The organism is Streptomyces sp. NPDC107528, from assembly GCF_055639295.1.
Genome location: NZ_JBVKAV010000003.1, coordinates 804,988 through 815,769 on the forward strand (window position 1 = coordinate 804,988; position 10,782 = coordinate 815,769).

A 10,782-nucleotide genomic window follows, 5' to 3' on the forward strand; every position below is an offset into this window, starting at 1 on the left:
ACAGGGGAGTTGCTGACTTTTACTCACGGAACGCGTCGAATCTTTTTCGACTCTTCAAGCCCCTTGACCCCTTGCACCCCCATCTCCACTATGGGAGCGCTCCCACTGGTTCAAGCCTTGACTTCTCCGAGCCGCAAGGAGGAACCAGCACGTGCATCCCCCACACAGACGCAGAGTCGTACGACGGTTCTGGACGGCCGTCGTGGCGGCCCTGGTGCTTCCCCTGACCATGCTGAGCACGGGGTCGACTCCCGCTCGCGCGGCGGCACTTCAGTGCGGTGTCGACTACCGGACCAATGACTGGGGCTCCGGCTTCACCGCGGACCTGACGATCACCAACCGCGGCACGGACGTCATCGACGGCTGGACCCTGACGTACGGCTATGCGGGCAACCAGAAGCTCGGCAACGGCTGGAACGGCACCTGGTCGCAGTCCGGCCAGTCGGTCACCGTGAAGAACGCCGGCCACAACGGGCGCATCGCCGCCGGAGCCTCGGTCACCACCGGCGCGCAGTTCGCCTACAGCGGCACCAACACCGCCCCCACGAACTTCGCGATCAACGGCACGAGCTGCACCGGCGCCCACCAGCCCCCCATCACCGTGCTGACCAGCCCGGCAGCGGGCGCCGTCTACACGCGGGGCGACGCCGTGCCGCTCGCGGCCACCGCCGCTGCCGCGGACGGCGCGACGATCAGCAAGGTCGAGTTCTACGACAACACGACACTGCTGGGCACGGACACGACGGCACCCTACTCGCTCTCGGTCTCCAGCTTGACCGTGGGCAGTCATTCGCTCCTCGCGAAGGGGTACGACAGCCTGGGCGCGTCCGCGGACTCCACGCCGGTCGGCATCACGGTCGCCTCGGGTCCCGCGGTGGTGGCCTCACCGACCCAACTCCCCTTCCAGCAGGGCCGAACGGCCTCATACGACATCAAGCTGTCGACCCGACCGTCGGCCGACGTGACGGTCACCACCGCCCGCACCGGCGGCAATTCGGGTCTGTCCGTGACCGGTGACGCCTCGCTCACCTTCACGCCCTCGAACTGGAACACCGCACAGCAGGTGACCATCACCGCCGCCAACTCCGGTACCGGCGCGGCGACTTTCGAGTCGACGGCCAACGGCCATGCGAAGGCGTCGGTCACGGTGACCCAGATCGCGGCGGCGAAGGCGTACGACGCCCGCTTCCTGGAGCTGTACGGGAAGATCACCAACCCGGCGAGCGGCTACTTCTCCCCCGAGGGCATCCCCTACCACTCGGTCGAGACGCTGATCGTCGAGGCGCCGGACCACGGCCACGAGACCACGTCCGAGGCCTACAGCTACCTTCTCTGGCTGCAGGCGATGTACGGCAAGGTCACGGGCCACTGGTCCAAGTTCAACGGCGCCTGGGAAATCATGGAGAAGTACATGATCCCGACCCACGCCGACCAGCCGACCAACTCCTTCTACAACTCCTCAAAACCGGCGACCTACGCGCCCGAGCTCGACACCCCGGACGAGTACCCGGCGAAGCTCGACGCGTCGGTCTCGGTCGGTTCGGACCCGATCGCCGGGGAGCTGAAGAGCGCGTACGGCACGGACGACGTGTACGGCATGCACTGGCTGCAGGACGTCGACAACACCTACGGCTACGGCAACTCGCCGGGCAAGTGCGAGGCGGGGCCGGGCGACACGGGGCCGTCGTACATCAACACCTTCCAGCGCGGTGCGCAGGAGTCGGTGTGGGAGACGGTGCCTCAGCCGACCTGTGATCAGTTCAAGTACGGCGGCAGGAACGGGTACTTGGACCTCTTCACCGGTGACGCGTCGTATGCGAGGCAGTGGAAGTTCACCAACGCCCCGGACGCCGACGCCCGTGCGGTGCAGGCCGCGTACTGGGCCGACAAGTGGGCCGACGAGCAGGGCAAGGGCGGTGACATCTCCGCGACCGTGGCGAAGGCCGCGAAGATGGGCGACTACCTGCGCTACGCGATGTACGACAAGTACTTCAAGAAGGTGGGCAACTGCGTGGGGCCAGCCGCCTGTCCCGCCGGCACCGGCAAGGACGCCTCGCACTACCTGCTCTCCTGGTACTACGCCTGGGGCGGCGCCACCGACACCTCGGCGGGCTGGGCCTGGCGCATCGGCTCCAGCCATGCCCACGGCGGCTACCAGAACCCGATGGCCGCGTATGCGCTCAGCGCGTATGCCGATCTGTTGCCCAAGTCGACGACGGGGCAGGCGGACTGGGCCAAGTCGCTCGGGCGGCAGGTCGAGTTCTACCGCTGGCTGCAGTCCAGCGAGGGCGCGATCGCGGGCGGGGCGACCAACAGCTGGGCGGGCCGCTACGCGACCCCGCCGAGCGGCAAGCCGACCTTCTACGGCATGTACTACGACCAGCAGCCCGTCTACCACGACCCGCCGTCCAACCAGTGGTTCGGCTTCCAGGCGTGGTCGATGGAGCGGGTGGCCGAGTACTACCAGCAGACGGGGAACGCCGCCGCCAAGGCGGTCCTCGACAAGTGGGTCGACTGGGCGCTCTCCCACACCACCGTCAACCCGGACGGCACCTTCAGGTTCCCGTCCACGCTCCAGTGGTCGGGCCAGCCCGACACCTGGAACGCGTCAAATCCCGGCGCCAACACCGCACTTCACGTCACCGTCGCCGACTACACCAACGACGTCGGCGTTGCGGCCGCGTACGCCAAGACCCTGACGTACTACGCCGACCGCTCCGGTGACTCGCAGGCCGCGGCCACGGCCAAGGCGCTGCTCGACGGCATGTGGGACAACCACCAGGACGACCTCGGCATCGCCGTCCCGGAGACCCGCGCCGACTACAACCGCTTCGACGACGCGGTCCACGTCCCGAGCGGGTGGAGCGGCACGATGCCGAACGGCGACGCGATCAACTCGTCGTCGACCTTCGATTCGATCCGGTCGTTCTACGAGGACGATCCGGCCTGGTCGAAGATCGAAGCGTATCTCGCGGGCGGGGCGGCGCCGTCATTCATCTATCACCGGTTCTGGGCTCAGGCGGACATAGCGTTGGCCATGGGCTCGTATGCGGAGCTGCTCGAGTAGCGGTTCGCAGAGCGTCCGGGGGCGCGGGAATACGGCGACGCCAGCTGGTTCCGGCTGGTCGCGCAGTTCCCCGCGCCCCTTGTGACGCCCGCGCCACTCGGCCGTTCCGGCGCCGTTCAGGGTGGTGAGCCCGGCGGCGGCCAGGGCCGCGGTGGCGAGGGTCGCGGCGAACGCGGCCCGGCGTCTGCGGTGCTTGCGCGGGTGCTGCACGTGACGTACCTCCTCGGGAGGACGGACGGGTTCCGCTCCCTCAGTCGCCGCCGTGCGTGCCGAAGTTGCCGTATCTCCCGGCCAGTTCGGCCACCGTCCGGGCGATCCTCTCGCGCAGTTCGGGCGGCTGGAGCACCTCGATGCCGGTGCCGAGGCGCAGGAACTCGGCGTGGGCGTGGTCGACGGACTCGATGGGGACGGTGACCCTGGTCCAGCCGTCCTGCTCCGTACGGTGGCCGGCCGCGCGGTCGAGGGTCACTCCGGGCGCCAGCCGCACCACCGCCTCCCGGCGGTACAGCCGGTCGTGGAAGTCGCGCTGGTACGCCCTCCAGTACGCGGCCAGGTCGAAATCGGCGGGGCGAGTGAACTCCTCGTGGGTGGAGGTGAGTTGAAGGATCTGGTCGACGCGGAAGGTGCGGGGTCCGGGACCCGCGACGACGTACCAGCGGCCCGCCTTCAGGACGAGTCCGTACGGCTCCAGGCGGCGCTCCACGTCGGTGGGCTCACGCCAGCGGCGATACAGGACGTGCAGGACGCGGCTGTTCCAGACCGCGTCGGCCACGGCCGGGAGGTGCGGCGTCTCGTCGGCGTCGGCGTACCAGCCGGGCGCGTCGAGGTGGAAGCGGCCGCTGATCCGGTCGGCGTGGGTGCGCAGTTCCGCGGGCAGGGCGGCGCGGACCTTGAGCTGGGCGGCGGCCAGCACGGAGCCGAGGCCGAGTTGGGCCGCGGGGCCGGGCGCGCCGGCGAGGAAGAGGGCCTCGGCCTCGCCGCTGGTCAGGCCGGTGAGGCGAGTGCGGTAGCCGTCGAGCAGGCGGTAGCCACCGGCGTGGCCCGCATCGCCGTACAGCGGCACGCCGGCCGCGCCCAGCGCCTCGACGTCCCGGTAGACCGTGCGCACCGACACCTCCAGCTCCTCGGCGAGTTGCGCGGCGGTCATCCGGCCGCGGGTCTGGAGCAGCAGGAGGATCGAGACGAGTCGGCTGGACTTCACTGCCACAGGATGTCAGTGAAGCGGTCATAGCGTCCTGCCATGGCCCTTACGGAGACCCCCGCCTTCGCCGAGAAACTGCTGACCGTACCGCCGCCGATCGAGGTGGCCGGGCGGCGGATCAAGCGCTACCACGTCACCGCCGACCCCGCGGGCATCGCGCCCGAGGTGGCGCGGGCGGCGTACGCGATCCTGCCGGAGCTGCTCCCGGAGCCGGACGGCACACCCCCGGCGACGTTCGTCGTACTGCACCGGGGCGGGGACGACGGCGCCTATCTGAACGCCTACAGCTGGGTGTGGGACAACGTCCTGCACTTCAAGGGCGCGTCGGCGGGACAGCCGGTGCTCGGCTGCCCGGACAACGACCCGACGCACTTCATCACGCCCGGCCTGCCGTGGATCGGCTGCGTCTGGGAGCTCCCGCCGATCCTGCACGAACGGGACGCCTGGGTGCGGCACATGCTCGCGCCCGACGTCCCGGATCTGACGGCCTACTTGGCCGATTCCCTGCCCGCCAAAACCACTGGGGACCGCACATGAGCAGCCCGCACGACTTCGACTTCTTCCACGGCCAGTGGGAGGTCCGCCACCGCCGCCGCACCGACTTCCTCGACCCTGGCAGCGACTGGGAGGAGTTCCCTGCCACCAGCCGCTGCCAACCGCTGTTCGACGGGGCCGCGAACCTCGACGAGATCGACATGCCGTACCTGGGCTCGAAGGGGCTGACGCTGCGGCTCTTCGACCGGGAGACCGAGCAGTGGTCGCTGACCTGGTCCTCCAGCCGCACCGGCAAGCTGTTCCCGCCGGTGTTCGGGCGCTTCGAGGGCGAACGCGGCGCCTTCTACGGCGACGACGTCCACGACGGCAAGGACGTACGGGTGCGGTTTGTCTGGTCCGGCATCTCGGCCACCACGGCACGCTGGGAGCAGGCGTTCTCCACGGACGGCGGTGCGACCTGGCTGACCAACTGGACCATGGACTTCACTCGGTCTTGCGGAACGCCCGGAGCGTGAACACCGGGTCCGGCCGGGGCCGGTCCTGGTCCGGGAGCTTCGCCAGGCGGGCGGCGAAACCGTCGGCGAGCGCGCCGCCGGGCGGCACGGTGACGAACCAGCCCCGGCGCAGGTCGGCCATCGTGCGGCGAGGGCTGCGGCCCTGGCCGTGACCGGTGAAGCCGGCCCCGCCGGCCGGGACCAGGCCGTGGCCCAGTGCGTACGACTCGACGAGCTCCGCCGCGTCCCGGGCCGGGCGGGGCGGGCGGGACGCCATGACGGCGTCGATGTCACTGCCCACGTTGTGCGCGGCGCCCTTGTCGACCGTGGTGACGTAGACCCCGCCGGGCCGCAGCACGCGGGCGCACTCGCCGACGATGGTCCGTACGTCCTGCGCGGACTGCGCGAGGTGCAGCAACCACACGCTGGTGACGGCGTCGAAGCCGTTGCCCGGGAACGGCAGTCGGCGGCTGTCGGCGAGCACGACGGCGCCGGGCAGGCGGGTGGCGGCCTGCCGGGCCATGGCGGGCGCGAGGTCGACGCCGGTCACACGGAGGCCGTCCCGCCCGGCGGCGAGCCGACGCGTCACGATGCCGGTGCCGCAGGCGACGTCGAGCAGCCGCCGGGTCCCGTCCGGCAGCAGGCCCAGCACGGCCTGGGCCGCGGCGGCGGCCCGGGGCTCGCCGCCGCGCGAGGCGTCGTACCGCTCGGCTTCCTTGTCGTAGTCGAGCACGCGCGTCACTGTGCCCCGTGGCCGGGGGCGAGCTCCTCGATCCTGTGGGCGAGCGCGAAGTCCCGCTCGGTCACGCCGCCCACGGTGTGCGTGTTCACGGTGAGCGACACCGTGTTGTAGCCGAGGGTGAGGTCGGAGTGGTGGTCGAGCTCCTCCTGGACCTGGGCGATGTGCACGACCATCGCCGTGGCCGCGAAGTGCGAGGCGAGCCGGTAGGAGCGGGCGATGCGGTCGCCGTCCGACGTCCAGCCCGGCAGCTCCGCGAGCCGGTCCTCGATCTCCTTCTGCGACAGCGGTTCGAGGGGCATGGCCTCGCTCCTTCCTGCACGGGAGGGTTCGTCTTCAGCCTGCCACAGCCTGCGCGCGGCGGCCCTGGTCAGACGGTTCCCCCAGGGTCAGCGCCGCACGCCTTCGGCCGCCAGGTCGTCGGCCAGAGCGGCGATCTGCGCCCGGCCCTCGACCCGCTCCAGCCATGCGTGCGGGAGGCCGTGGTCGCCGTGCCGGGCGCCCAGCAGGTTGCCGCAGACGGAGCCGGTGGAGTCGCTGTCGCCGGAGTGGTTGACGGACAGCAGGAGGGCGTCCGGCACGGAGGACGCGACGAGGGCGCAGTACACGCCGATCGCGAGCGCCTCCTCGGCGACCCAGCCGGCGCCCAGCGACTCGACCTTCTCCGCCGTCGGCGAGCCCTCCTCGGCCAGGTCGAGGGCCTCCGTGAGCGCGGCCGAGGTCTCCTCGTGGCCGGGGTGGCGCGCCAGCAGCCGCAGCGTGCGCAGGACCGCTCCCTCCAGGGAGTCGCCTGCGCCGAGGTGCGCGACGATCGCGGCCAGGGCGCCCGCCGCGTAGTAGCCGGTGGGGTGACCGTGGGTGATCTGGGCGGCGCGGGCGGCCATGGCGAAGGCGCCGTCGGCGGAATTCAGCAGGCCGAAGGGGGCCGAGCGCATGACCGCGCCGCAGCCCTTGGAGTCGGGGTTGACCTGTCCGGGCGTGCCGTCGAGGGCGAGCCCGGGGTCGGGGGCGTACATCTGGGCGATCCCCGACACGCACGCGTTGCCGGGGGCCCGGCGGGCGTACAGCCACGCCTGGGTGATCAGGCCGCCCTCGGGGGCGCCGTTCTGCGGCGGTGCGGCCTGGTCCGGGCCGGGGTGGCGCTGGGTCTCCAGCCAGCGCTCGTAGGCCCGGCGCACGAGGAGGGCCCATGCGCCGCCGATGCCCTTGAGCCGCTCGCGCCGATGGGCCTGGATCAGCGCCTCGACGGTGAAGAGGGTCATCTGCGTGTCGTCACTGACCAGGGCCACGCGGCTGTCACCGGCGAAGACGAGTCCGGTCACTCCGCGCTCGCCGTGCGCCGACCGGATCCGGTCCAGCGAGCTGAATTCGATCGGATAGCCGAGGGCGTCACCGAGGGCTCCACCGAGGAGGCAGCCACGCACTCGGGCGCGGTACCCGGCCTCGCCCACCAGGGTCGACGTCCACGGCTCGGTCATTTCACACGCTCCTCGACTACGGTCGTACACATGACCATGGTCCCGCCCGGAGCTGCCGCCCCCCGCACCGCCCCCGCCGATCGGGGCGTAGGCCCTCTGCTGCGGGCCTGGCGGGAGCAACGGCGGGTCAGTCAGCTGGAGTTGGCGCTGCGGGCGGACTCCTCGGCGCGGCACATCAGCTTCATCGAGACGGGCCGTTCGCGGCCGAGCGAGGAGATCGTGCTGCGGCTGGCCGAGCACCTGGATGTGCCGGTGCGCGAACGCAACGCGCTGCTGCTGGCCGCCGGGTACGCCCCGCGCTATCCGGAGACCCCGCTGGACGACCCGGCGCTGGACGCGCTGCGCGCGGGCATGGAGCGGCTGATCCAGGGCTACGAGCCGTACCCGGCGGTCGTGGTCGACGCGATGTACAACGTCCACGCGGCCAACCGGGGCATCCTGATGCTCCTCGACGGCGTCCCCGAGCGCCTGCTCGCGCCCCCGCTGAACGCGATGCGTCTGACGCTGCACCCGGAAGGTCTCGCGCCGCGCATCCGCAACCTCCACGAGTGGCGCGGCCACCTGCTGTCCCAGATGGAGCGCCAGATCGCCCTGCACCGCTCCGAACCACTGCGCCGGCTGTACGAGGAGGTCGCGGCGTATCCGGCGCCGGAGGAGAGGCCCGGCTCACGGGAGGCGAACCCCGAACCGCTCGAATCCGCCCCGTACTTCGCCCTGCCGATGCAGATCGAGCACGAGGGCCGCGTCCTGTCCTTCATCTCCTCCATCTCCACGTTCAACACCCCCATGGACGTGACCGTCGCCGAGCTGGCCATCGAGACGTTCCTCCCGGCCGACCCGGCGACGGTCAAGTACCTTCAGTCACTGATGTCCTGACGGGCCTGACGGGCTTTCAGGGCCAGGTGCTGGAGCGTCGCGAAACCGGCGACGGTGAGAGCCTGAAGGACCGTCCACACGGCCCCCGCGGTGGAGGGCGACAGCCACAGCGCGAGGGCCACCGGACTCAGCGCGCTCCAGGCGACGTTGGCCTCGATCACGGCACGGACCGGGAGCGCGGCGGGGCGGGCCCGGGAGGCGAGCAGGCCCACGGCGGCGGCGTACACGGTGAGGAAGGCGCCGAGGGCGAGCAGCAGGGTGTCGTCGACCCCGAGCAGCCGTCCCAGCGGACCGGACACGGCGAGGTAGGCGAGCCCGTTCGCGCCGGTCACCACCGCGTCCAGGGCCAGAAGTCGGCGCAGCACGGTCTGCGGGTCGGAGGTCCGGGTGAGCGTGGCGAGCGAGATGGCGGACATGACGAATCACCCTCCGTCGAGGTCGGGTCGAGAGGCAGGTCGACTACGGATGCGCGGGCCCGGATCCCGGGCCGGAGTGCGCCGGCCCGGGATCCGGTGACTCCACCGTCTCGTGTCCGGATCGGGCGGTCGATTACTCGCGGGGTAATGGCAACGCCCCGGGGACGCGGGGAACATGACACACTGCTCGACGTACTTTCGGCGCGTAGGGGAGGCGTGGCGTGAGTGAGCGGCGGCCCGCGCCGACCGTGGGTCAGGTGGTGCTCGGCAGGCGCCTGCAGGAGCTGCGGGAGGCGGCCGGGCTGGGACGTGACGAGGCTGCCCGCGTGCTGCGTGTGGCCGCGGCGACCGTACGGCGGATGGAGACGGCCGAGGTCGCGCTGAAGATCCCGTACGTCCAGGTGCTGCTGGAAACGTACGGCGTCCCGCAGGACGAGGCGGCCGCGTTCGTGTCGCTGGCCGAGGAGGCCAACCAGCCGGGCTGGTGGCAGCGGTTCCACGATGTGCTGCCGGACTGGTTCAGCCTGTACGTGAGCCTGGAGGGCGCCGCCCGTATCGTCCGCTCCTACGAGCCGCACTTCGTCCCCGGCCTGCTGCAGACCGAGGAGTACGCGCGCGCCGTGCTGGAGGCGGGGACGATAGGGCAGACGGGGCCCGAGACCATCGAGCGGCATGTGTCGCTGCGGATGGAACGGCAACGGCTGCTGGAGCGCCCGGACCCGCCCCACATGTGGGTGATCATGGACGAGACGGTGCTGCTGCGCCCGGTGAGCATCCGCGGCGAGGTGATGCGCGACCAGCTGGACAAGCTCCTGGAGTTCGCCGAGCGCGACCGGGTCACGCTGCAGATCGCCGAGTTCGCCTCGGGCCCGCACCCGGGGACGTATGCGCCGTTCACCCTGTTCCGGTTCGCCGAGCCCGAGCTGCCCGACATGGTCTACACGGAGTACCTGACCGGTGCCCTGTATCTGGACTCCCGCAAGGAGGTCGCCGCGCATCTGGAGGTCCTGGACCACATGTCGACGGCCGCCGCGTCGGCCGAGCGCACGAGGAAGATCCTGCGGGAACACCGCGAGGACTGTTGAGGCAGCCGGCCACGTAGGCCGTCGATCCCCGAGGAGAACACACCGCATGACCGGTTCCGAGGCCGTGCCCGCCCGCGTCGACACCAGCCGGCCGCACCCGGCCCGCGTCTACGACTGGTGGCTCGGCGGCAAGGACAATTACCCGGTGGACGAGGAGCTGGCGCGGAAGATCCTCGCCGTGGACGACACGGTCCTGCGCGGGGCGCGCGCCAACCGCCGGTTCATGCAGCGTGCCGTGCGCACCGTCGCCGAGGCCGGGATACGCCAGTTCCTGGACATCGGCACGGGCATCCCCACCGAGCCCAATCTGCACCAGGTGGCGCAGGGCGTCGCCGCGGATTCCAAGGTCGTGTACGCGGACAACGACCCGATCGTGCTGCGGCACGCGGAGGCGCTGCTGCACGGGACGGCAGAGGGCAGCACCGACTATGTGCACGCCGACGTCCGTGACGTCGACATGCTGCTGGGCCGGGCCGGCGAGTCCCTGGACTTCGGCCGGCCGGTCGCGCTGTCGCTGGTCGCGCTGACCCACTACCTGGGCGCCGACGCCGACGGTGACGACGTGTACGGCCTGCTGGGGAAGTACGTCGCCGCGCTCGCCCCCGGCAGCTATCTGATCCTCTCCCAGGTCACCCCTGACCTCAGCCCGGCGGCCATAGAGAAGGCGGCGAACCACTTCCGGCACAGCGGCACCCCGTTCTTTCCCCGGTCGCTGCCCGAGTTCTCCCGCTTCTTCGACGGTCTGGACCTGCTCGGCCCCGGCATCATCCCGGTCTACGGCTGGCGGCCGGAGGCGGCGGACGTGGCGGCCCAGGCGGAGGGCATCGTGCCGGTGTACGCGGGGGTCGCCCGCAAGCCCTAGTCGTCCGGATGCCGTGCGGAGGTGACCCGTACGGCTGCTGTGAAGGGGTGCGCTCCCGCGCCCCGCCCT

11 protein-coding genes are annotated in these 10,782 nt (G+C 71.2%); 6 read left to right on the forward strand and 5 right to left on the reverse strand.

All coding sequences use genetic code 11. The annotated features are described in order from the left end of the window. Positions 1-151 precede the first annotated feature (151 nt). The gene (locus tag ACZ7L5_RS13400) at positions 152-3,067 is read left to right on the forward strand and encodes a glycoside hydrolase family 48 protein (protein ID WP_471516705.1); all 2,916 of its coding nucleotides are present in this window, start codon (positions 152-154) and stop codon (positions 3,065-3,067) included. Positions 3,068-3,317: 250 nt separating this feature from the next. Here the strand turns inward: ACZ7L5_RS13400 and ACZ7L5_RS13405 are convergent, their stop codons facing one another. Further along, the gene (locus ACZ7L5_RS13405; RefSeq protein WP_471516706.1) at positions 3,318-4,268 is read right to left on the reverse strand and encodes a helix-turn-helix transcriptional regulator; all 951 of its coding nucleotides are present in this window, start codon (positions 4,266-4,268) and stop codon (positions 3,318-3,320) included. 39 nt (positions 4,269-4,307) lie between these two features. Between ACZ7L5_RS13405 and ACZ7L5_RS13410 the strand changes: the two genes are divergently transcribed. Both ACZ7L5_RS13410 and ACZ7L5_RS13415 read left to right on the forward strand, forming a co-directional pair. Next, entirely contained in the window at positions 4,308-4,805 is a 498-nt protein-coding gene (locus ACZ7L5_RS13410; protein WP_471516707.1) for a hypothetical protein, read from the forward strand. Continuing rightward, positions 4,802-5,278 carry a hypothetical protein gene (locus ACZ7L5_RS13415; RefSeq protein WP_471516708.1) on the forward strand — a complete coding sequence of 159 codons (477 nt, stop codon included), beginning with the start codon at positions 4,802-4,804 and terminating at the stop codon, positions 5,276-5,278. The genes ACZ7L5_RS13410 and ACZ7L5_RS13415 overlap by 4 nt, the downstream gene beginning before the upstream one ends. Here ACZ7L5_RS13415 and ACZ7L5_RS13420 read toward each other — a convergent pair. The 3 genes from ACZ7L5_RS13420 to ACZ7L5_RS13430 form a co-directional block, all read right to left on the reverse strand. After that, the gene (locus ACZ7L5_RS13420; protein ID WP_363032738.1) at positions 5,247-5,990 is read right to left on the reverse strand and encodes a class I SAM-dependent methyltransferase; all 744 of its coding nucleotides are present in this window, start codon (positions 5,988-5,990) and stop codon (positions 5,247-5,249) included. The genes ACZ7L5_RS13415 and ACZ7L5_RS13420 overlap by 32 nt on opposite strands. Positions 5,991-5,995: 5 nt before the next feature. Further along, on the reverse strand, positions 5,996-6,298 hold the full coding sequence (locus ACZ7L5_RS13425) for a 4a-hydroxytetrahydrobiopterin dehydratase (protein ID WP_328878131.1): 303 nt from the start codon (positions 6,296-6,298) through the stop codon (positions 5,996-5,998). A gap of 87 nt (positions 6,299-6,385) precedes the next feature. Continuing rightward, entirely contained in the window at positions 6,386-7,474 is a 1,089-nt protein-coding gene (locus tag ACZ7L5_RS13430; RefSeq protein ID WP_471516709.1) for an ADP-ribosylglycohydrolase family protein, read from the reverse strand. A 30-nt stretch (positions 7,475-7,504) separates the two neighbouring features. On the opposite strand from ACZ7L5_RS13430, the gene ACZ7L5_RS13435 reads away from it, so the two are divergent. After that, positions 7,505-8,350, forward strand: a complete 846-nt coding sequence (locus ACZ7L5_RS13435) for a helix-turn-helix domain-containing protein (RefSeq protein ID WP_471516710.1) — start codon at positions 7,505-7,507, stop codon at positions 8,348-8,350. Here ACZ7L5_RS13435 and ACZ7L5_RS13440 read toward each other — a convergent pair. Continuing rightward, entirely contained in the window at positions 8,332-8,766 is a 435-nt protein-coding gene (locus ACZ7L5_RS13440) for a hypothetical protein (protein ID WP_471516711.1), read from the reverse strand. The two genes, ACZ7L5_RS13435 and ACZ7L5_RS13440, sit on opposite strands and share 19 nt — an antisense overlap. Before the next feature lie 221 nt (positions 8,767-8,987). Between ACZ7L5_RS13440 and ACZ7L5_RS13445 the strand changes: the two genes are divergently transcribed. After that, positions 8,988-9,851, forward strand: coding sequence for a helix-turn-helix domain-containing protein (locus ACZ7L5_RS13445; RefSeq protein ID WP_471516712.1), 864 nt, complete (start codon positions 8,988-8,990; stop codon positions 9,849-9,851). Positions 9,852-9,897: 46 nt separating this feature from the next. Then, entirely contained in the window at positions 9,898-10,713 is an 816-nt protein-coding gene (locus ACZ7L5_RS13450) for an SAM-dependent methyltransferase (RefSeq protein ID WP_471516713.1), read from the forward strand. The last annotated feature ends 69 nt before the right edge of the window (positions 10,714-10,782 follow it).